The following is a 20,546-nucleotide window of genomic DNA, read 5'->3' on the forward strand; positions in this document are numbered from 1 at the left end:
CTGACAAGTCTTGGCAGCGATTAACAGTAGCGTCCGTGAAAGCCGTTACAGCTTGACGGTGGCATCGGGGGGCCGGTGACGCAGGCCACAGGCAAACAGCCCCGGGCACTTAGCTCGGTCGATAAACGCGCACATTGGCATGCCCCTCACTGAGCAAATGGTGGGCATGCAGGCGACTCATCACGCCTTTGTCGCAATACAGCAGGTACTGGCGAGTAGGGTCCAGTTCCTTGAAACGAGCGTTCACTGCATAAAACGGCATCGTTTGTACCTCGATGCCAGCGAGATCCAGCGGGTCGTCTTCAGCGGCATCCGGGTGACGGATGTCGATGACGATCTGACCGGCCAGCGCTTCGCTGACTTCTTCAATCTGCAAGTCCTGGCCCAGTTCATCGATCACGCGATCGATCGGCACCAGCTTGGCGTTTTCGAGCGCACGCTCGAGTACCGCCATATCGAATTCTTTCTCTTCATGCTCGACGCGATAGCGCTTGGCCGCGGTCTTCGGATTGACCGAGATGACGCCGCAGTATTCCGGCATGTGCCGGGCGAAATCGGCGGTGCCGATTTCGATTGCTGTGTCGATAATGTCCTGCTTGTGACTGGCGATCAGCGGGCGCAGTACCAGCTTTTCGGTCACGCAGTCGATCACTGACAGGTTCGGCAGCGTCTGGCTCGACACCTGGGAGATCGCCTCACCGGTGACCAGTGCGTCGATGTGCAGTCGATCGGCAATTTGGGAGGAAGCGCGCAACATCATACGCTTCAATACTACGCCCATATGACTGTTATCGACTTTGCCGAGAATTTCGCCCAGCACTTCTTCGAACGGCACACTGACAAATAGCACGCGCTGGGAGCTGCCGTACTTCTTCCAGATGAAATGCGCGACTTCCATGACGCCCAGTTCGTGGGCACGTCCGCCCAGATTGAAGAAGCAGAAATGCGCCATCAGGCCGCGGCGCATGATCTGGTAGGCCGCCACGGTGGAGTCGAAGCCACCGGACATCAGCACCAGGGTCTGCTCCAGCGCGCCCAGCGGATATCCGCCGATGCCGTTGTGCTGGCTGTGGATCACGAACAACCGTTGGTCGCGAACTTCGATCCGGACTTCGATTTCCGGCGCTTTCAGGTCGATCCCGGCGGCGCCGCACTCGCGACGCAGCTTGCTGCCGACGTATTTTTCGACGTCCATCGAGCTGAACGTGTGCTTGCCCGCACGCTTGCAGCGCACCGAGAAAATTTTCCCGGCCAGCGCATCGCCGTAGTGCTGCCTGCACTTTTCGGTGATGTCGTCGAAGTCGCCCAGCGGGTACTCGTCGATCTGCAGAAAGTGCGCGATGCCCGGCATGCAGGTCAGGCGCTCACCCATCTCTTTCAAGGCTTTCGGGTCGGTAACACGGGTTTCCAGCTCGAGATTGTCCCACACGCCGTTCACCACCACGACCGGGTCCAGATCACGGAGCACGGCGCGGATGTTTTTGGCCAACTGGCGGATAAATTTCGTCCGGACAGGTCGACTCTTGATGGTGATCTCGGGGAAGACTTTTACGATTAATTTCATGGAAACAGCGCGCGCATGGCCTGCCGAAAAAGGGGGGCGCGGATTATAGCGGAAATTGCTCAAGGTTTAACCAGTTAATGTGCAGAAGGTTTTGCATGCACCAAAACAGGTCACTTATTGGATATGGCGCCACATTACAGGGCGAGCTTTTCTGCTTTAAAGGGCAAAACGCCCTCTCAAGCGTGATTTTGGGGCAAAAAATCCATGCTGGGGCACTGGCATGCAATTTGCTCCCTTGTGAGGCAGGTTGCCTTGGCAGAGTATTCGCGCCGGCATCACAAACATTTAAGGGCATCCACTACCAGCCCTAATACACCCGGAGGACACTATGTCGAAGTCGGTTCAACTCATCAAAGATCATGACGTCAAGTGGATTGATCTGCGCTTCACGGACACCAAAGGCACTCAGCACCACGTGACCATGCCGGCTCGCGATGCGCTGGATGACGACTTCTTCGAAGTCGGCAAAATGTTCGACGGCTCCTCCATCGCCGGCTGGAAAGGCATCGAAGCCTCCGACATGATCCTGATGCCGGACGACTCCACCGCTGTTCTGGATCCGTTCACCGAAGAACCGACCCTGATCCTGGTCTGCGACATCATCGAGCCTTCGAGCATGCAAGGCTACGACCGCGACCCACGTGCGATCGCCAAGCGCGCCGAAGAGCACCTGAAAGCCACCGCTATCGGTGACACCGTATACGCCGGTCCGGAGCCAGAGTTCTTCATCTTTGACCAGGTGAAGTTCAAGTCCGACATTTCCGGTTCCATGTTCAAGATCTACTCTGAACAAGGTTCGTGGATGTCCGACCAGGACATCGAAGGCGGCAACAAAGGCCACCGTCCAGGCGTCAAAGGCGGCTATTTCCCGGTTCCGCCGTTCGACCACGACCACGAAATCCGTACCTCCATGTGCAACGCACTGGAAGAAATGGGCCTGACCGTCGAAGTTCACCACCACGAAGTGGCAACTGCCGGCCAGAACGAAATCGGCGTCAAGTTCAACACCCTGGTGAAGAAAGCCGACGAAACCCAAACCCTGAAGTACGTTGTGCACAACGTTGCCGATGCCTACGGCCGCACCGCGACCTTCATGCCTAAGCCTCTGTACGGCGACAACGGCTCGGGTATGCACGTACACATGTCCATCTGGAAAGATGGCAAGAACACCTTCGCTGGCGAAGGCTATGCCGGCCTGTCCGACACCGCCCTGTACTTCATCGGCGGCATCATCAAGCACGGTAAGGCCCTGAACGGCTTCACCAACCCGGCGACCAACTCCTACAAGCGTCTGGTTCCAGGCTTCGAAGCTCCAGTGATGCTGGCCTACTCGGCTCGCAACCGTTCCGCTTCGATCCGTATTCCTTACGTGTCGAGCCCGAAAGCCCGCCGTATCGAAGCACGCTTCCCGGATCCGGCTGCCAACCCGTACCTGTGCTTCGCCGCACTGTTGATGGCTGGCCTGGACGGCATCCAGAACAAGATCCACCCTGGCGACGCCGCTGACAAAAACCTGTACGACCTGCCGCCTGAAGAGGCCAAAGAGATCCCACAAGTTTGCGGCAGCCTGAAAGAAGCCCTGGAAGAGCTGGACAAAGGTCGTGCGTTCCTGACCAAAGGCGGCGTTTTCAGCGACGACTTCATCGACGCTTACATCGCCCTGAAAAGCGAAGAAGAAATCAAGGTACGTACCTTCGTACACCCACTGGAATACGAGCTGTACTACAGCTGCTGATCCGGTAGCGCCGCGGCACGCGGCGTGACAAAAAGAGGCCTCCTACTTCTCTTTACAGCACGAAAATATACTAAAGGTGCGTAAGCGTGTAAGTGAAGGGCTTCCAGCGCTAGATTTTTTTGGTATATGTACTATTAGGTATACTGCTCCCAGTTGGCGTTAGCCGCTGGGAGTTTTTATTTTCGAATCCCTCCCTTCCTGAGTCGGTAAATTCCAGCCCTTCTTGATCCCTACATCACTCGGCTGAATACACCTTTTGCGCTCGGTCTGGCAGGCCGCGAAAGCGGTTCATTAATTCGCCACAAGGCGTAGACCAGGAGGCCGCAATCCCGCAATTGATGATTGGTTAAGGACAACCATAATCCCCACGCCTCTCCTGTAAGGTCAGCGATGCGCATGCGGAATTGCACTCCACTTGACCAGCTGATTGCATCGGTACTGATCACTCGTTTGCATTGCATTTGACCAGCCATTTGCGTCGGACTTGACCAGCAAGCTTAGTAACCATGTTCGATAGAGAGCTGCCCATTGCTGCCGGCGGCCATAGGCAGAGATCGACCCTATATAGATAGTCCGGTGAAACGTTTCGCATGCCAGAGGGAAATTCCCAAGCGTTTCACCGTGAAACGTTTCGAACCCCTAGGGGGAATTCGACGGCTAGGTATCCGAAAGCACGATGTAAAATTCTGGCCTTGCTTCGGACCCATGCGCTAGGGACATCATTTTTGCTTCGCTAGCCAGCCGCGTGAATTCGCAATCCAAAAACAGCCTCATCACACCAGCATGACAGGGGTCGCCTCCTGAGGGCCGGCCAACAGCAATTTATGGCCAACGGGCGAATAGCGGATTGAAATATGCTCAGATTGTGCAAGTTTTATGCATAAAGAGTGCAAGCAACCAGAGAGGTAAATGTCCATGGCCAGAGAATCGCCGTTGGATTTTCATCCCACCAGTTTTGAGGCATTGATGGAGGCTATCCGGGCGGTAGACCGGGTGATGTTCTCCCCTGAGCGCTATGCCAAGGTGTTCTCCATGGATCAGCAGACCTTCGCGCTGCGAGCCCATGTCAGCCATCGCCGGAAAGCATGAAGTACGAGGGGCAACCGCTAGATCGATAGTTCTGCGAAATTACGGCTAACCAAATCGATAACGGCTCAATTCGACGGGTTCCCGTCTTCATATGGTTTTACGAATATCAAATTCGCCTCTACTGGCTGAAGTGGCCTATTTCGGGATAGTCGAACAGACGCTCAGCATAGGACTTCGCACTTCCAACTCGGTCGAGCAATTGGGGCGGGCCAGTTCCAACAACTGTGACCGGAAGACTCAACTGCGAAACCCGATGCAGGGCCGTAATGAGGGCGGCCAACTCTGGTTCAGCGACGTACTGAAGGTCATCGATAAAGATCACTACGGCCGTCCGTGCATGCCGCGCCGCTTCACCAACATGAGTCAACAAGGTGGCAAAATCCCCTTCGAGATCGCCGTTGTCGGCCAACCCCGGCTCGGGTTCGTAATCGAAATCCACCTCAATATCTTGGTAGCGTCTTTTCAGTGATTTTACGAAGCCTGAGAGCGCTCGGAGCGCTCTAATAGCAGCGTCTTTGGACGCTTGCATAGTGCTCATGCAAAGCAATGCAGCCCTTAATTGTGGGACCACCAGGGAAGACAACGACCGCTTTTCCGATGCTTCCGCATAGACTGCGTGGATACCAATCGACTCTGCGTCCGTCAGCATCTGATTCAGTAGAACCGTCTTTCCGACACCTCGTGACCCAATAATTATGAGGTTTTTTGCTGGTCGCCCAATGCGAACGCGTTCGATCGACACTCGCAATCGTTCACGTAGATCGTCACGTCTAACCAGCTCAGGAGGTCGTGTACCACCACTGGCTGGGTAAGGATTACCTGTTACGACCATAGAAATGTACTCAAATGAACACACCCTATACTGCCCAAAACCGCCCCTTCGTGACAGGCTGAAATCGGCCAGGAGCGGACATTAGCTCACAGCCCCATTTCTCGCATCGAAGCGCTTACCCCATTGCTGATCGCGAGAATGCTCGACCAGGTGATCAATGAACGACCGTGTCTTGGCCGGTAACAGCTTCTGACTGGCAAAGTAGAGCGAGATAGGGCCGGCATCGACATACCAGTCCGGTAAGACACGTCGCAGCGCACCGCTTTGCAGATGCGCCAGCATATCAGGTACGGCAAGCAGGGCCACGCCCAGCCCGAGTAACGCGCTCTGACATAGGGCTTGAGGATCGTTTACTAACATCCTCGGGCGTAACTCCAGCGGCGCTCGCTCGCCCTTGGGGCTCTGCAGCATCCAGCTGCGTACCTTACCGCTCTGAGCAGACCGCATTCCCAAGTGTTCGAGCTTGGCTAGCTGCTCTGGCCGACGTGGTGCTGGCCGCCCGGCCAAATAATCCGGTGACGCCACCAGTATCAGATGCGCTGGCGCCAGTTCGCGCGCCACCACGCCGGGCGTCAATTCGATGCCGCCGCCAATTGCTGCATCAAAACCATCGGTGATCAGCTCTACCTGGCGGTTGTCGAAATGCCATTCCGGCGTGACTGCCGGGTAGCGGGCTAGAAACTCAGGCATCAGCGGTAGCAGATAGTCGCGCCCAAAGGCCGGAGCCGCCGACAGGCGCAGCAGCCCAGCCGGGGCACCGGCGCTACTGGTGAGATCGGCAATCGCCGCCTGGATGCTTTCCAGCCCGCCGCCGACATTCACGAGAAAGCGCTCGCCGGCTTCGGTCAGGGTCAGACGCCGGGTGCTGCGTTGGAACAGGCGTACGCCGAGATTGGTTTCCAGCTGAGCAACATTGCGACTGATGGCCGCCGGCGTCAGGCCCAGACGACGTGCGGCTGCGGAGAAGCTTCCGCACTCGGCGCTGCGTACGAAGGATTCCAAATTTGCCAAGGTTTCCATAGCCTAACCTTCAATCATTAGTTGAAGGTAATTCTAGTCATTACCTGCTACTGCGTGGAAAGCGAAAGGCGTTTCATGAGCACACCTACCACCCACACGAGGTCTGCATCATGAACAACGTCAACCTTCCCCTGAACGGCCAGGTCGCCCTGATTACCGGCGGATCGCGCAGCATCGGCGCCGCCATCGCAAAACGCCTGGCCGCAGACGGAGCCAGTGTCGCCATCACATACAACGCATCGCCGGACAAGGCCAAAACGCTAGTCAGCGAGATAGTAGCCGCCGGCGGCACGGCGGTGGCGATTGCCGCCGATGCCGGCGACCCGCAGGCAGTGCGCGATGCGGTACAGCAGGTCGCCAGCACTTTCGGTCGGCTGGATATTCTGGTTAACAACGCTGGCATCAGCGTACTCGGCGCCCCAGAGGAGATCGCCTTCGAGGACTTCCAGCGCATTCTCGCGGTGAATGTGACCGGAGTGTTTGTCGCCACTCAGGAGGCGCTCAAACACATGGGGCGCGGCGGGCGCATCATCCATATCGGCAGTTCCATGGTGCAGTACGCTGCCTTTGCCACCGCCTCAGCCTACACCCTAACTAAGGGCGCCTTGGCCGGCTTCAGTCGCGGGCTGGTGCGCGACCTCGGCCCACGCGGCATCACGGTCAACACCGTGCACCCCGGCCCAACTGACAGCGACATGAACCCGGCGGACGGCCCTGTGGCCGATTTCGTTCGCCCGAATATTGCCGTTGGCCGCTACGGCGAGGGCCGCGACATCGCCGCTGCCGTTGCCTGGCTGGCCAGCCCAGAGGCGGCCTTCGTCAGCGGCGCCGAGCTGCTGGTAGATGGTGGTTTCACGGCCTGAGGAGAGACGGACATGAAGATTGGAGTCATCGGCGCTGGTGCCATAGGCAGTGCCATCGCACGCGCCCTGAGCAAGGCAGGTATCGAGGTCGCAATCGCCAACAGCCGTGGGCCGGAGAGCATGCGGAGTCTGGCCGACGAACTGGGGCCGATGGTCATACCGGTAAGCCGGGAGCAAGCCGCCCAGGCAGACATCGTCTTTCTCGCGGTGAACTGGTCGAAAATTCCCGCCGCGCTAGAAAACCTGCCTCCTTGGAATGGGCGCATCGTGGTCGACACCAACAATCCCATCGAGGCGCCAACCTTCCGGCCCTTCGATCTGGGCGGCCAGAGTTCGAGCGAAGTGGTTGCACGGATGCTACCTGGAGCGCGCTTGGTCAAAGCCTTTAACCACCTTGCACCGACGCTGCTGAGCGGCGATCCGCAGGCCGAAGGTGGTCGGCGCGTTCTGTTCTATTCCGGTGAGGATGTCGAGGCTAAGGTCAATGTGGGGGCGTTAATTGAGCAACTGGGCTTCGCTGGCATCGATCTGGGAGGCCTAAGCGAAGGGCGACTGGCGCAGTTCCCTGGAGGGCCATTACCGGCACTTAACCTGGTAAAACACGACTAATCCCCAATCGTCGGGCGCTCCAAGCGTCCGCTTTTGGCCGATTTCTGCCTGTCACCAAGGGCAGCAACCGACCCATAGCAGCCGCTCAACATTGGCAGAAATTGGCCGATTTCTGTCTGTCACGACTGACCGGTTTTGATTGCAGCCCTTCGTGAAGGACAGCTATAGGCCCTGAGCGTGTAAAAACACCTCCGCGAGCCCTTGCTATGATTTCTGAGGGTTTCATCTCAGGGATCGCCCATGAAGCGCTTCATCCAAGGTGAACATCGAGGCCAAGGCACCTTACTTCCCGAAAGCGTCGACGACTACGTCAACGATACCAATCCGATTCGCATAGTCGACGTCTTCGTCGATGAACTCGACCTAGTCAATCTGGGTTTTGACGGTGCTATTCCTGCTGACACAGGCCGGCCTGCTTACCATCCTTCAATCCTGCTGAAAATCTACATCTACGGCTATCTCAACCGCATTCAGTCGAGCCGGCGGCTGGAACGAGAAGCTCAACGCAACGTTGAGCTTTTATGGTTGACCGGGCGTTTGATGCCGGACTTCAAGACCATCGCGAACTTCCGAAAAGGCAATAGCAAGGCCATCCGAGGCGTCTGTCGCTAGTTCGTTGTGCTGTGTCAGCAGTTGGAACTGTTTGGAGAGAATCTGATCCCCATCGATAGCAGTAAACTCTAAGCAGTCAACAACCGCGACCGCAATTTCACGAGCGCCAAACTGTAGCGGCGAATGGGAGAAATTGAATAGAGCATCATCCCTTCGGGACGCTCAAACAGTAGATGGGTGCAACGCACTTCCTGACGCGAAAGCTGGCCGGGGTCCTCCCTCAACGTGGAGGACAAACCATGAAGATTATTGAACCGACCGGGAAGTGCAGACCATCGAGCAGGTTGTGCCCGGCGACAATGAGCAGTCCAAGAGCAAACAGGGTTGGACTTGGCAGCCAGACCAGTATGGCGAGGGCAATCATGCTTACACCGATGGCCCAGATCACCTGCATGTTAATCACACTGGGTGGGAGCTGGAATGTCCAAGCGAAATTCACCGAGGTGAACTCCAGCAGGGCAAGGAATAGGCCACGCTTGAACAGGAAGGCGTAGATCAGGCCCTGCAGCAGATATATGAAATCCAAGCGGACCGTCCGACCGAGGTCTGTGAAACACCGCTGTTCGAGCCAAGCGAGGAGTAATTGCGCCTGAAGTCTGCATCCTTACGCCGGCACCATAACCGGCGAATAGAAGTCTCTCAGATGACTCTGAAAAAAAATCAGAGGCGATTCAATCTGGAGACTTCTAAGGACGCAGGATCAGCGTTTAGGCTGGTTTAAAGCAATAAACAGCCAATTTATTGCCGTCGAGGTCGCGGACATAGGCGGCATAAGCATTCGGCGCCCAATCGCGAGTTCCTGGCGCTCCTTCATCGGTACCACCGGCCGCCAGTGCTGCTGCGTGGAAAGCATCAATCGAGGCGCGATTCGGAGCTGCGAAGCTGACAGTAACCCCGTTACCTACGCTGGCAGGGGCGCCATTGGCTGGTTTTAAAACGAAGAAAGAGGGGGCGTTCTCACCCCAGATCGAACCATTGTCGGCCAGATCGGCGATGCGCTTATGGCCCAACTGACCCAAAGCACTGTCATAGAAAGCACGGGCTTTGTTCAGATCGTTGGTGCCGACGGTAACGTGGGTAAAGATGCTCATCTATTTACTTCTCCGAGTGTAAACACAGTGGGTGGTGCAGTTATGTCAGGGCAACCCTGACGAACGTCGCTGCGCCCAAGCTCAGCGATCAAAATGAATGACGGTGCGAATGCTTTTGCCTTCGTGCATCAGGTCAAAGGCGTTGTTGATGTCATCGAGCCCCATGGTATGGGTGATGAAGGTATCCAACGGGATTTCGCCCTTTTGCGCTTTCTCGACATAGCTGGGTAGCTCACTGCGCCCCTTCACGCCGCCAAAGGCCGAACCGCGCCAGACGCGACCGGTCACCAGTTGAAATGGCCGCGTGCTGATTTCCTGGCCAGCACCGGCGACGCCGATGATCACCGACTCGCCCCAACCCTTGTGGCAGCTTTCCAGCGCCGCGCGCATCAACTGAACGTTGCCGACACACTCGAAGGAGTAGTCGACGCCGCCTTCGGTCAATTCAACGATGACATCTTGAACTGGCTTGTCGTAATCCTTCGGATTGACGAAGTCGGTGGCTCCCAGTTGTTTGGCTATCTCGAACTTGGCCGGATTGATGTCCACAGCGATGATCCGCCCCGCCTTGGCCATGGTGGCGCCGATGATGGCTGCCAGGCCGATGCCCCCCAAACCGAAAATCGCTACCGTAGCGCCTGCTTCGACCTTGGCGGTATTGAGCACTGCACCGATGCCGGTCGTGACACCGCAACCGAGCAAACACACCTTCTCCAGCGGCGCTTCCCTTGGGATTTTCGCCAGCGAGATTGCTGGTAGTACGGTGTATTCAGAAAAGGTCGAACATCCCATGTAGTGATAGATGGGCTCGCCTTTGTATGAGAAGCGACTGGTGCCATCAGGCATCAGGCCTTTGCCCTGAGTGGCGCGGATTTTCTGGCAAAGGTTAGTCTTGCCGGACAGACAGAACTTGCATTCTCCGCACTCAGGGGTGTAGAGCGGGATCACGTGATCACCCACCGCTACTGAAATAACGCCCTCGCCAATCGCCTCGACGATACCGCCGCCTTCGTGACCGAGAATGGTTGGAAAGAGGCCTTCCGGGTCAGCACCGGAAAGGGTAAAGGCATCGGTATGGCAGACCCCGGTAGCGATGATCCGCACCAGTACTTCACCCGCCTGGGGCGGTGCGACATCGACTTCAACGATTTGCAGGGGCTGGTTGGCTGCGAAGGCAACGGCGGCTCGCGATTTGATCATGTTCTTGATTCCTCAGTGCAACGAAGGCGGTAGCGGTGTTGATCGTGATTGGGCCGATCACTGCCGCAGGTCCACCGTCACCGCGGTGGTCGGGCGGGTGCAACAGAGCAGAATTCGGCCGCATTCAGGGGTATCCAATGGCTCTTCGAAATACTCGACAGAACCTTTCCGCAGGGTGACCTGGCAGGTGTTACACAGGCCTGCGCGGCAATTGAATGACGGAGTCAGGCCGTTCTGTTCGGCAAGTTCGAGCAGTGATTGGCAATTCTGATCCCATGCCACGCGCCTACCCGATGGCAGAAACTCCACGGTCAGGGCCCCTTCAATCGACGCGGTCGGCGCTTTGAGTACAGGCGACGCGCGAGGAGGGGGCGCCACTGGTACGACTTCATCCTCTTCGAGGATTGTCGCCGGGCCGAAGAACTCATAATGAATGCGCTGGCTGGCGATCCCGAGGTCGCGCAACAGGCGCCAGTTCGCCTGCATAAAGAACCGGGGGCCGCACAGATAGACGTCGTAGTCGTCCAGTGGAAGAAGCCTTTGCAAGGTTTCTCGGCTTACCAGACCCTGGCTGTGAAAGGCCGCGCTGGCCTGATCGTCGGCATTCGGGTTGCGATAGCAGAAATGCACGCTGATCCCTGGGCGACGGCTGGCCAGTGCCAAAACCTCATCGCGAAAAGCATGTACCGCTCCATTTTCGCAGGCATGGATGAAATACACCGGGCGCGACGAATGTGTACTCAGTTGATGGAGCATACTCAGCATCGGAGTGAGTCCCACGCCACCACTGAACAACACCACTGGCCTGGGGCTTTCTTCGTCCAGCACGAAGGTGCCAGTGGGACCGGCGATCTCCAGGAAATCGCCGATCTGCACATGGTCGTGCAGGTGGTTGGACCCTTGACCCGGTGGCAGCTCTGGCTGGTCGAACGGTGCAGGCTCACGTTTGACCGAAATGCGGACGCGCGCAAGGTCATTGGCGTCTCCGGATAGACTGTAGTTGCGCAGCACCTTGACACCGCCGTCCAGGGCGAGGCGAACGATGAGGTACTGCCCCGGGCGAAAGCACAGGTTGGAAACGCCGTCGCTCGCCGTCAGGACGAAGGAGGTGATGACTGCGCTCTCTTGTTTTTTTTCAATCACCCGGAAGGTCTTGAAACCTGCAGAGGAGGACAGCGTTTGCAGTTGAGTGCCCATCTCATGCCTCCGTCTTTTGTTCCGCAGTGTGCCGTTGGGTGAGCGGAATCAAGCTGCCAGCCTGTTCCTGGGCAATCAACTTATCGAGGTTACGGCGAAAACGTAGCGGCCCCGAGTCGGAAGCCAGATCGATGTTGGGCGTGCTTTTATTAGCCATGCCCTTATGCACAGCACTCAGCACTACCCGATCTTCGGCAAAGGCGTGTCGGACGTCTTCGTCGAACTGGCGTGATACATCTTCATTCTCGGTATCGAAATTACGGACCTGGAACCAGTAGTAACGCGTGTTCGATTCGTCGATCGGGGTCATGAAATTGTAGGAGTTCATCAGGAACACATGTTCGTGCAGTTCACCTTCATCGCTCCCCGTTCCAGCTGGCGTGAACAGCGCCTTGATAATGGCCTGGGACGGGTAGTGCACTTCGTAGTGCTGCTTGCGATCACAATGACCACTGAACTTGACGAACTTGGCATAGAAAGGTGCCACCTCGACATCGCGCATCCAGCGCGAAACAATCACACCGACATCGGTTACCGTGGTTTGCAACGGTTCCTCTGCGCAGGCTGCGTTACCAAAGGAAGATTGATGCACCCACGCGACATGTGCGGGGTCCAGCAGGTTGTCGGTCATGTACAGGTAGTTGCACGGGATAACCATGCTGTCGCCGCGATTGAGCCCCCACGCGGGGTCACCCCATTCAGGCACGTGACAAATTTTCGCTTCGTCTGCCAGTTCGAGATCACCCATCCAGATCCAGATCAAACCGTAGCGCACGGCCAGGGGGTAGCTGCGAACCCTGGCGCCTTGGGGAATGCGTTGACTACCGGGTGCGCGGACGCAGCTACCCGAGCAGTCGAAGGTCAAGCCGTGGTAACCACATTCAATGTCATCACCTTTGCGACGCCCCATTGACAGTGGCAGCTTGCGGTGAGGGCAGGCATCTTCGAGGGCTACCGGGGTGCCGTCACTCTTGCGGTAAAGCACCACAGACTCACTGAGAAGAGTCACCGGGAAGAGATCCTCACCCAACTCGGCTTCACTGGCGGCTACATACCATGCGTTTCGCAAAAACATGGGCATTTCTCCTTATTATTTTGTTGTTCGCCCTGTGCTGGCGAACGTTGGCTAACAAGGAGGACAGGTTACGAGGATCTGTTTGAGTAAGAATAGATGTCTAAATCTGTTTGTTAGTTTAGATCTACTAACAGGTCATAGGGTTGAATGAGTGCGCGGAACCTGGACTTGAACTTGCCTCAGGCAACGCATTCAAGACCGCGCAAGGCAGTCTTGAATGTGGGGTATCGCGATGGATTTCGGCCGTTGTGGTGGGCCAGGATTTATGGGTGGGATGGAGGCTGAATGAGTGGCAGTGCCACCAAGGCACGCTCCCATATTTGTCGAGTGCGCTGCCAGACGACGGCTTGCCAATCAAGATCGGCTGGGTAGAACTGTTCGAGCAGCTCCCGTTTGATTTGCCCGGCAACTGGATCCGTGAAATCCCCGTGCAGGTGCAACCAATGGTCGTTGCGCAAAACGGTATGGATCTGTTCTCCCGGATACGTGCCGCATTCAATGACGAATGGCATCAAGTGTACGTGCGGTAGCGCGTCAATGATGGCTTGTGATGTGTAGCCAGTCGCTGTTGCGGCTACGCCCGTATCACTCTGGCTGCCAGGTCCGGTGATCAGGGTGTACAGCCAAGGCCCATAGATCGCTTGAGCATCGGCAAGCGCTGGATAGGAGGACTGGGCAATCGTCATCAGCATGGGGTGGCCATAGTCCCCGGCGCCGGTGTGAAGGTCAAAACACATGACCGTGTCGCAGCGGTGCAGGTGCTCCTGCAAAATCGTATGCAGGGTTTTGTTCGTCCAACTTGCAGTTTGTCCGCCGTAGTAAAGACCGTCAGGGTGGTTGTACTGGCCGGCCTCGACAATCGACATCACCGCTGCCCAGCCTTCTGTGCGAACGCGATCGTCGAGCAGGGCGTCGGCCTTTTCGCGCGATGGCCCCGACAGCTGTTCGCAGGCATAGATAGCGTGTAGTGACTCGTACTGGCGGTTATCGGGCAGTCCTGGAGTGAAGTCCGGATAGTTGCGATTGATGTCGATGTTGTCTTCATTGACGCGGCGCATCCAGGCCGTACCCCAGGGGTTGATGAGGTGGATCATCAGCACCGCGACATCGGCAGGCAGGGTCCTTTTGTTGAATTCCTGTAACCATCTGATCTGACAGTTCGAGCCATAGTAACCTTCAACACCGTGGGTGCCACTGAGGGCGACCAGCACTTTGCTGGCGCGTGGATCGCCAAGCCAGGCAACATCGGTACTCAGTGGCTCGCCAAAGGGCCCGTTCAATGGGTGGGGGTAGGTTGTCAGGCTGGCATCTGCCGCTTTAGCGGCAGCCAGAAATTGCTCGCGTTGGCTGTTGTAACTCGGATGCGTGGGAAAACCTGTGCTCATGGTCATCTCTTGTCGATCGCTCGCACCGGACGCTCATGGAGCGTCCGGTGCGAGGGTTTTGAACGAAGCGCTATTTCAAGCGGCCGGAGAGAAACTGGGTCAATCGTTCACTTTTCGGGTTGACCAATACTTCGCCGGGATGTCCTTCTTCTTCTACGCGACCTTGATGCAAGAACATGACGTGGTTGGAAATGTTGCGGGCAAAGCCCATCTCGTGGGTGACCACGACCATGGTTCGGCCTTCCTCTGCAAGCGCTTGCATCACTTTCAACACTTCGCCGACCAGTTCCGGGTCGAGTGCTGACGTCGGTTCGTCGAAAAGCATCACTTCCGGTTCCATCGCCAGCGCACGCGCAATCGCCACGCGCTGTTGCTGACCGCCCGAGAGATGCGAGGGATATTTACTGTCCACGCTTGAGTCCAGGCCAACCTTGCGCAGGTACTGGTGGGCTCGCTGCACAGCTTCCTTGCGCTTGATGCCAAGGACATGAACGGGCGCTTCGATGATGTTTTCCAGCACCGTCATGTGCTGCCACAGGTTGAAGTGCTGGAACACCATCGACAGTTTGGTGCGTATTTTTTGCAGTTGGCGCGGATCGGCCACACTCATGGCGCCGTTGATATCCTGTTTCGTGCGAATTTCCTCGTTGTTCACGGTAATTCGCCCGGCGCAGGGCTGTTCGAGGAAGTTGATGCAGCGCAGGAAGGTGCTCTTGCCCGATCCGCTCGAACCGATGATGCTGATGACATCACCTGCTTTGGCTTTGAGCGATACACCCTTGAGGACTTCATGAGGGCCGTACTTCTTGTACAACTCATCTATTTTCAGTTTGTACATTATCGATGCTCTCCAGGTAGCGGCAGATCAATGAGCTTGAGGTTTCAAGAAGGCCAGCCAGCGGATTTCGCAGCGACGAAAAAGCCAGACCAGGGTAAACACCATCAAGGCATAGAGCACCGCCGCTATCCCGAATGCCTCGAACGAGGAGTAAGTGGCCGAGTTCACATCACGGGCGACCTTGAGCAGATCAGGAACGGTGGCGGTGAATGCAAGGGTGGTGGAGTGCAGCATGAGGATCACCTCATTGCTGTAGTACGGCAGCGCACGACGTAGCGAAGACGGCAAAATGATTCGTCGATACAAGGTAAAGCTGGACATGCCATAAGCGCGTCCGGCTTCGATTTCACCGTAAGGTGTGGCGCGGATCGCGCCGGCGAAAACCTCTGTGGTGTATGCGCAGGTGTTGAGGGCAAAAGCCAGTAACGTGCAGTTGATCCCTTCGCGAAAGAAGGCATTCAGTTCCGGTTGGGAGCGGACCATTTCCAGGCTGTAGACGCCGGTGTAAAGAAGCAGCAACTGGATATACAGCGGCGTACCCCGGAACACATAGGTATAGAACCAGACGGGCCCACGGATGAACGGATTTCTTGAGACGCGTGCCACTGCCAGTGGCACAGCGAAGACGCCGCCGATGGCGATGGAAACCACCAGCAGCCACAACGTCATGGCAACGCCGGACAGTTGATAGCCGTCGAACCAGAGGTAGGATTGCCAATACTCCTGGATGATTTCGATCATAGCTGCGCCCCTCTGACACCGGCAGAGTAGCGGCGCTCCAGCCACATCAGGATGCCGTTGGACAGGGTGGTAATCGCTAGATAAATCAGAGCGCCGATCAGGCTGAAGTAGAACAGTTGCATCGAGTGTTTGCCGGCATCCTGCGTGACCTTGACGATATCGATAAGACCGATAATCGAGACCAGCGCGGTCGCCTTGATCAGCACCTGCCAGTTGTTGCCGATGCCTGGAAGTGCGAAGCGCATCATTTGTGGGAACAGGACCCGCACAAATAGTTGTCGACGACTCATTCCATAAGCGATAGCGGCCTCAAGCTGGCCGCCAGGTACGGACTGAAAGGCGCCACGAAACGTCTCGGTGAAATAGGCGCCGTAGATGAAACCAAGGGTAAAAACCCCGGCAACAAATGGATTGAGATCAACCTGCTCGAAGTGCATCCGTTCGGTAAAAACATTCAACAAAATTTGCAGGCTGTAGAACAACAGCAACATGATCACCAGATCAGGAACACTGCGGATCAACGTTGTGTAACCTGTTGCCAACACTCGCAAGAGGCGCTGGTTGGAAAGCTTTGCCGACGCACCGATTAAACCGAGCGAAACAGCCAGCAACATCGAGAGCAACGCCAGTTTGATGGTTGCGAAAGTACCTTCGAGAATCAACGCACCATAACCCTGTAAAAACATGTTCTGTCTCTCCTTCGGCAATAGTGGTCCGTAAACCGTCTATTTAGAGGCTTTGAAATCAGGGGGAATCGCGGGGGGGCATGGCCAGGGCTCTTGATCACCCATGCATGGAGATCAGAGCCCGCCAGGACAAGGACTCAGTTATAGATATCGAAGGTGAAATACTTTTTCTGAATCGCGTCGTAAGTTCCGTTCTTGTGTATTTCTGCAAGCGCACCATTGATAGCCTGGACAAGTTTTTCGTCATCCTTGCGCAGCCCAATCGCAATCCCTTGGCCTAGTAGCTCTTCATGCTGAACAGTGTCGCCGGCAAAGGCGAACCCATTGTTTTGCGGTGTTTGCAAAAAGCCGATATCCGCGACGACCGCGTCTGTAAGGGTGGCATCGATACGGCCGCTGACAAGGTCTGGGTAGAGCAGGTCTTGATTGGTGTAAGACACAACGGTAACGCCGTGTGGTGCCCAGATTGCCTTGGCGTAAGCTTCTTGAGTGCTGCCTTGGGCGACGCCGACACGCTTGCCCTTGAGCGACTCCACGGTGGGGAGCAAACCACTGTCAGCCTTGGCGATCAGACGATTGGGCGAGTTGTAGAGCCGGTCAGAGAACGCGATATTTTCTTTGCGTTTTTCGTTGACCGTCATCGCCGAAAGGATGCCATCGAACTTCTTCGCCTTGAGTGCCGGGATGATGCTGTCGAAAGCGACTTCGACCCAGACGCACTTGACCTTGAGCTGAGCGCAAATGGCATTACCCAGATCAATATCGAAACCGATTAATTGACCACTGGGCTCCTTCGATTCGAAAGGCGCGAAGGTCGGATCTACGCCGAAGCGAAGCGTGTTCATGTCGTTGGCGAACGCGTAAGTCGAAGCGAGAGCAAATACTGTGGCGAGAATTATTTTTTTCATTGTTCTTTGCCTTTTTCAGTCATTGGAGTGTGCGCAGGGCTAATGCAAGGTCAGGGTGCAAGGCTCATCGTGTTGCCCTCGCTGCCTGCAATCAGCAGCGCTGGCAGGACCAGAATACGAGAGTCTGAACATTCGAAAAGATGCCTAAAACTGTTGCTTTGTGTAGCTGAGCTAAAGTATTAATTCGCACTCGCTTTTCTGGAGGTGCCTATGAACAACTTGCCTTCTCTACGGGCCATACAGGTATTTGAAGCTGTTGGACGCTTCGGCGGGATTGTCGAAGCGGCAAGGCGATTGGGCATTTCGGCAGGGGCTGTCAGTCAGCAAATGAGATTGCTGGAAGACAGTCTGGGGATGAGCTTGACCTTCAGGGTGGGCAAGCGTATTCGCCTGACTGCTGCGGGACAGCGATACCACGATAGCTGCGTGGCGGCGTTTGAAGTGCTGCGTATTGCTCAGGTAGAGGTCGAGCGAGCGAAGAGTGCCACCAACTTGCGAATCAGTGCCTTGCCATCGCTGCTTTCAGATTGGCTGGCTCCGCTCATCTACACTTGGCAGAGCGACCACCCGGATATTAATCTGTTCCTTGATGGCAGCCATGCGGAACCCTCACCTGACGGCTATGAAATCGATTTTCGGGTGACATACGGAGATTATGCGGCAACCGAGCACGCCATCGAGCTGTTCCGCGATTGTGTCGTTCCGGTCTATAGCCCTCACATGTTGCGTGCCGATATGCCGTTACGGACTCCGGCAGATCTGTTGGCTTATCCGCTATTGTCTATCGATTGGTTGCCCAAGTTCGCCTCCCCACCTTCCTGGCGAGATTGGTTCAGCACGCAACAAGTCGACTGTTCTCAGATTTGTGACGGTTATCGTGTCTATTCACTGTCGTCAATGGCAATCCAGGCGGCGATCCTTGGGCAGGGCGTGGTATTGGCACAATACTCAATGATTGCCGATGCCGTGGCGGATGGGCGTTTGATCATGCCGTTCGCGCAGGGGCTGCAAATGCCTTCGTCGTATTTTTTAGTGGGTGCCAAAGATGCTTTCGATAAAGCCCACTGTCGCGACTTCCATCGATGGCTGGTAGCCCGTGGACGGGATCAAATGGCAGTAAGTGAGCGACTATTGACCTGACCATAAGTGAAAAGAATAGTTACCACTTGACCTCCCGTTTGCATTCGATCTGAGCACCGATTGCATCGGATTTGACCAGCACGCTTCGTAACCATGACCGGCAGAGAGTGACCCTTAGCTGCCAGTGGCGAAAAGCAGAGATCGGCCAAAAGCGGATATTGCACTCGGTCCGCTTTTGGCCGTTCGCTGCCTGTCACGCAGGGCAGCAGTCGACCCATAGCTGCCGTTCATGGAGGGCAGTTGACGGCCAATAGCTGACGGAGGTAACAGGCAAAAATTGGCCAAAGGCAGATGGTGGACACGATTGCCATGTATCCGTAATGTACCTAAAGGTCACGACGCTTTTCCTGATCGCCAATGTCGCGCTTCTAGCTCGACTTCCAGCCCCGAAAAAGGAGTTACGTATAAACATGGAGTGTTATCCTGCATCAATGTCGTCTAATAACAGTTAGAAGCCTTTAACAATATGAACCTAGCCGACCTATCAATATCTGAGTTGCTCAAGCTGCACGCTGCCGCAATTGATGAGCTTAAAAATCGTGGCGTACTTAGAACAAAAAATAATCCTGTTGGCGATTACGCAGAATGGTTGGTCTCATCGGCCCTTAACCTAACCCTTGCAAACAATTCAGCCGCAGGCCACGACGCCGAATCCAGTGATGGAAAAAAGATTCAAATCAAATCACGTCGCATAACCGCAAATAACCGTTCAAAGCAGTTAGGGGTCATACGAAACCTCGAAAAAAATGATTTTGATGAGCTTATAGCTGTTATTTTTAATGAGTCGTATGAAATCATTGAGGCGTATTCAATTCCACACTCTGCAATCTCAAAGTACAGCGTGCATAGAGCACATGTTAACGGCCACATTTTGCACCTGCGCGGTGCCTTGCTGCTAGACAACAGCGTTCAGAGTATTAGTGACAAGTTGAACGTTTCTACCACTGCGCTCAAATCACGAATTTCAATCGCTGGGACTGGCGAAGCCGATCCCTTAGCTTAATCGTTAGACATCAGAGTCATAAAATGGAATTCACTGACCCAAAAGTTCAATCGGCACTGATAGCGGCAGCCGTTACAATAGCCACGCTTCTCTTGCGCGCCATAACAAAGCCGATATGGGAGCGTAATTTCCATAAATTCAAACTAGAAAGCGATTACACATATGATCAGCGCAAAAAAGTTAAAGAAGCAATTTCGAAGTATAAGGTGCCACTGCTGAATTCAGCTGAGTCACTGAATCATCGGCTATGGAATTTTTCTAAAAATGCACCAGAAGCATGGCACATTCAAAGGGATGGGGAAAACATTACAGACAAATACTACCTACTGTCGTTTTGTTATAGATTTTTATTGTTTTTTTCACTTTGTCGCAAAATCGACCTAGAGCTTGTATATCTTGACAGCACAGTCAGCACAAAAAAAGATCTAGAGTTTCTAAAGTATCTAAAACTCTTCCCACAATTTTTTAGCGATACTGAAATTTTTACAGGTACAGGCTACAACCAGTCAGTAGCCACTGATCATTTTTTTAGCGATGATTTCAGAGAACTTATCGGAAAAATGAGCAGCGATGACAAAATGCTAAGCTATTCCGAGTTCAAGAAAAAAGTCGAAGAAAAAGAATTCATACATTTGATCAATTATTTTTCAGGTATTTCAGTCGACCACAGCTGCCTTCGCTGGCAAGTTATAAATAGCTTTCACTTCATACTCATGGCATTCCTAAATGACTATGGCTATGATTTTCAAAAAACATCTAAAGAAAAAATTTCAGGCTTGGCCAAAGGCCTACCCAAAAATGGTCTTATTAAAAACGCTTATACATTCATCGAGCGAGCATGCCTCAACAATAATAAAGAAGTCCGTAAAGCTATGTCCGCGTTGCCTGGCGTCTAATAATCGGTTCAAACCGTTCGCTTCGCTCACTGGGGGGGGCTCACGCCTGCCCCTTGACCATA

19 protein-coding genes and 2 pseudogenes are annotated in these 20,546 nt (G+C 55.0%); 8 read left to right on the plus strand and 13 right to left on the minus strand.

Translation table 11 applies throughout. The features are described 5' to 3' along the window. Positions 1-109: 109 nt before the first annotated feature. Positions 110-1,564, minus strand: a complete 1,455-nt coding sequence (gene thiI / locus AC1RDQ_RS11895) for a tRNA uracil 4-sulfurtransferase ThiI (protein WP_090452611.1) — start codon at positions 1,562-1,564, stop codon at positions 110-112. A 328-nt stretch (positions 1,565-1,892) separates the two neighbouring features. On the opposite strand from thiI, the gene glnA reads away from it, so the two are divergent. Continuing rightward, the gene (gene glnA / locus AC1RDQ_RS11900) at positions 1,893-3,299 is read left to right on the plus strand and encodes a type I glutamate--ammonia ligase (protein WP_008002929.1); all 1,407 of its coding nucleotides are present in this window, start codon (positions 1,893-1,895) and stop codon (positions 3,297-3,299) included. A gap of 909 nt (positions 3,300-4,208) precedes the next feature. Beyond that, entirely contained in the window at positions 4,209-4,388 is a 180-nt protein-coding gene (locus tag AC1RDQ_RS11905) for a hypothetical protein (RefSeq protein WP_492587351.1), read from the plus strand. 118 nt (positions 4,389-4,506) lie between these two features. Here the strand turns inward: AC1RDQ_RS11905 and AC1RDQ_RS11910 are convergent, their stop codons facing one another. Continuing rightward, complete coding sequence (locus AC1RDQ_RS11910) at positions 4,507-5,130, minus strand: ATP-binding protein (RefSeq protein ID WP_492587353.1); 624 nt, start codon at positions 5,128-5,130, stop codon at positions 4,507-4,509. Between the two features lie 171 nt (positions 5,131-5,301). After that, positions 5,302-6,240, minus strand: coding sequence for a LysR family transcriptional regulator (locus tag AC1RDQ_RS11915; RefSeq protein ID WP_492587354.1), 939 nt, complete (start codon positions 6,238-6,240; stop codon positions 5,302-5,304). Positions 6,241-6,350: 110 nt separating this feature from the next. Between AC1RDQ_RS11915 and AC1RDQ_RS11920 the strand changes: the two genes are divergently transcribed. The 3 genes and pseudogenes from AC1RDQ_RS11920 to AC1RDQ_RS11930 all read left to right on the plus strand — a co-directional run. Beyond that, positions 6,351-7,103: a 3-oxoacyl-ACP reductase family protein gene (locus AC1RDQ_RS11920; protein ID WP_205890802.1), complete on the plus strand. Its 753-nt coding sequence runs from the start codon at positions 6,351-6,353 to the stop codon at positions 7,101-7,103. 12 nt (positions 7,104-7,115) lie between these two features. Then, positions 7,116-7,712, plus strand: coding sequence for an NADPH-dependent F420 reductase (locus AC1RDQ_RS11925; RefSeq protein ID WP_205890803.1), 597 nt, complete (start codon positions 7,116-7,118; stop codon positions 7,710-7,712). Between the two features lie 240 nt (positions 7,713-7,952). Continuing rightward, a pseudogene (locus AC1RDQ_RS11930) lies at positions 7,953-8,438 on the plus strand (transposase); the annotation flags it as partial. A 130-nt stretch (positions 8,439-8,568) separates the two neighbouring features. Here the strand turns inward: AC1RDQ_RS11930 and AC1RDQ_RS11935 are convergent. The 10 genes and pseudogenes from AC1RDQ_RS11935 to AC1RDQ_RS11980 all read right to left on the minus strand — a co-directional run. Beyond that, a pseudogene (locus tag AC1RDQ_RS11935) lies at positions 8,569-8,820 on the minus strand (hypothetical protein); the annotation flags it as partial. Between the two features lie 211 nt (positions 8,821-9,031). Next, positions 9,032-9,415, minus strand: a complete 384-nt coding sequence (locus tag AC1RDQ_RS11940; RefSeq protein ID WP_008017318.1) for a VOC family protein — start codon at positions 9,413-9,415, stop codon at positions 9,032-9,034. Positions 9,416-9,496: 81 nt separating this feature from the next. Continuing rightward, entirely contained in the window at positions 9,497-10,615 is a 1,119-nt protein-coding gene (locus AC1RDQ_RS11945; RefSeq protein WP_008017320.1) for an S-(hydroxymethyl)glutathione dehydrogenase/class III alcohol dehydrogenase, read from the minus strand. Between the two features lie 57 nt (positions 10,616-10,672). Next, positions 10,673-11,812: an FAD-binding oxidoreductase gene (locus tag AC1RDQ_RS11950; protein WP_008017321.1), complete on the minus strand. Its 1,140-nt coding sequence runs from the start codon at positions 11,810-11,812 to the stop codon at positions 10,673-10,675. 1 nt (position 11,813) lies between these two features. Then, positions 11,814-12,887, minus strand: coding sequence for an aromatic ring-hydroxylating dioxygenase subunit alpha (locus AC1RDQ_RS11955; RefSeq protein ID WP_492587356.1), 1,074 nt, complete (start codon positions 12,885-12,887; stop codon positions 11,814-11,816). Positions 12,888-13,150: 263 nt separating this feature from the next. After that, the gene (locus AC1RDQ_RS11960) at positions 13,151-14,272 is read right to left on the minus strand and encodes a DUF2817 domain-containing protein (protein ID WP_008017325.1); all 1,122 of its coding nucleotides are present in this window, start codon (positions 14,270-14,272) and stop codon (positions 13,151-13,153) included. A 70-nt stretch (positions 14,273-14,342) separates the two neighbouring features. After that, the gene (locus AC1RDQ_RS11965) at positions 14,343-15,110 is read right to left on the minus strand and encodes an ABC transporter ATP-binding protein (protein ID WP_008017326.1); all 768 of its coding nucleotides are present in this window, start codon (positions 15,108-15,110) and stop codon (positions 14,343-14,345) included. Positions 15,111-15,137: 27 nt separating this feature from the next. Then, entirely contained in the window at positions 15,138-15,851 is a 714-nt protein-coding gene (locus AC1RDQ_RS11970) for an ABC transporter permease (RefSeq protein ID WP_008017327.1), read from the minus strand. After that, on the minus strand, positions 15,848-16,537 hold the full coding sequence (locus tag AC1RDQ_RS11975) for an ABC transporter permease (RefSeq protein WP_008017329.1): 690 nt from the start codon (positions 16,535-16,537) through the stop codon (positions 15,848-15,850). The genes AC1RDQ_RS11970 and AC1RDQ_RS11975 overlap by 4 nt, the downstream gene beginning before the upstream one ends. 137 nt (positions 16,538-16,674) lie before the next feature. Beyond that, complete coding sequence (locus AC1RDQ_RS11980; RefSeq protein ID WP_008017331.1) at positions 16,675-17,445, minus strand: ABC transporter substrate-binding protein; 771 nt, start codon at positions 17,443-17,445, stop codon at positions 16,675-16,677. 210 nt (positions 17,446-17,655) lie between these two features. On the opposite strand from AC1RDQ_RS11980, the gene AC1RDQ_RS11985 reads away from it, so the two are divergent. The 3 genes from AC1RDQ_RS11985 (at position 17,656) to AC1RDQ_RS11995 (ending at position 20,484) form a co-directional block, all read left to right on the plus strand. Then, the gene (locus AC1RDQ_RS11985; protein WP_121102109.1) at positions 17,656-18,585 is read left to right on the plus strand and encodes a LysR substrate-binding domain-containing protein; all 930 of its coding nucleotides are present in this window, start codon (positions 17,656-17,658) and stop codon (positions 18,583-18,585) included. Between the two features lie 466 nt (positions 18,586-19,051). Then, positions 19,052-19,588, plus strand: a complete 537-nt coding sequence (locus tag AC1RDQ_RS11990) for a DUF6998 domain-containing protein (RefSeq protein WP_492587358.1) — start codon at positions 19,052-19,054, stop codon at positions 19,586-19,588. Between the two features lie 23 nt (positions 19,589-19,611). After that, positions 19,612-20,484 (plus strand): hypothetical protein, encoded by an 873-nt coding sequence (locus AC1RDQ_RS11995; protein WP_492587360.1) that lies wholly within the window; start codon positions 19,612-19,614, stop codon positions 20,482-20,484. Positions 20,485-20,546: the final 62 nt, after the last annotated feature.

Source organism: Pseudomonas sp. GW823-FHT02E01, assembly GCF_058797535.1.

Bases quoted from the DNA above. Each gene is read 5' to 3' on its own strand.
- thiI (WP_090452611.1), bottom strand. From the start codon at position 1,564: ATGAAATTAATCGTAAAAGTCTTCCCCGAGATCACCATCAAGAGTCGA.
- glnA (WP_008002929.1), top strand. From the start codon at position 1,893: ATGTCGAAGTCGGTTCAACTCATCAAAGATCATGACGTCAAGTGGATT.
- AC1RDQ_RS11905 (WP_492587351.1), top strand. From the start codon at position 4,209: ATGTCCATGGCCAGAGAATCGCCGTTGGATTTTCATCCCACCAGTTTT.
- AC1RDQ_RS11915 (WP_492587354.1), bottom strand. From the start codon at position 6,240: ATGGAAACCTTGGCAAATTTGGAATCCTTCGTACGCAGCGCCGAGTGC.
- AC1RDQ_RS11920 (WP_205890802.1), top strand. From the start codon at position 6,351: ATGAACAACGTCAACCTTCCCCTGAACGGCCAGGTCGCCCTGATTACC.
- AC1RDQ_RS11925 (WP_205890803.1), top strand. From the start codon at position 7,116: ATGAAGATTGGAGTCATCGGCGCTGGTGCCATAGGCAGTGCCATCGCA.
- AC1RDQ_RS11940 (WP_008017318.1), bottom strand. From the start codon at position 9,415: ATGAGCATCTTTACCCACGTTACCGTCGGCACCAACGATCTGAACAAA.
- AC1RDQ_RS11945 (WP_008017320.1), bottom strand. From the start codon at position 10,615: ATGATCAAATCGCGAGCCGCCGTTGCCTTCGCAGCCAACCAGCCCCTG.
- AC1RDQ_RS11950 (WP_008017321.1), bottom strand. From the start codon at position 11,812: ATGGGCACTCAACTGCAAACGCTGTCCTCCTCTGCAGGTTTCAAGACC.
- AC1RDQ_RS11955 (WP_492587356.1), bottom strand. From the start codon at position 12,887: ATGTTTTTGCGAAACGCATGGTATGTAGCCGCCAGTGAAGCCGAGTTG.
- AC1RDQ_RS11960 (WP_008017325.1), bottom strand. From the start codon at position 14,272: ATGAGCACAGGTTTTCCCACGCATCCGAGTTACAACAGCCAACGCGAG.
- AC1RDQ_RS11965 (WP_008017326.1), bottom strand. From the start codon at position 15,110: ATGTACAAACTGAAAATAGATGAGTTGTACAAGAAGTACGGCCCTCAT.
- AC1RDQ_RS11970 (WP_008017327.1), bottom strand. From the start codon at position 15,851: ATGATCGAAATCATCCAGGAGTATTGGCAATCCTACCTCTGGTTCGAC.
- AC1RDQ_RS11975 (WP_008017329.1), bottom strand. From the start codon at position 16,537: ATGTTTTTACAGGGTTATGGTGCGTTGATTCTCGAAGGTACTTTCGCA.
- AC1RDQ_RS11980 (WP_008017331.1), bottom strand. From the start codon at position 17,445: ATGAAAAAAATAATTCTCGCCACAGTATTTGCTCTCGCTTCGACTTAC.
- AC1RDQ_RS11985 (WP_121102109.1), top strand. From the start codon at position 17,656: ATGAACAACTTGCCTTCTCTACGGGCCATACAGGTATTTGAAGCTGTT.
- AC1RDQ_RS11990 (WP_492587358.1), top strand. From the start codon at position 19,052: ATGAACCTAGCCGACCTATCAATATCTGAGTTGCTCAAGCTGCACGCT.
- AC1RDQ_RS11995 (WP_492587360.1), top strand. From the start codon at position 19,612: ATGGAATTCACTGACCCAAAAGTTCAATCGGCACTGATAGCGGCAGCC.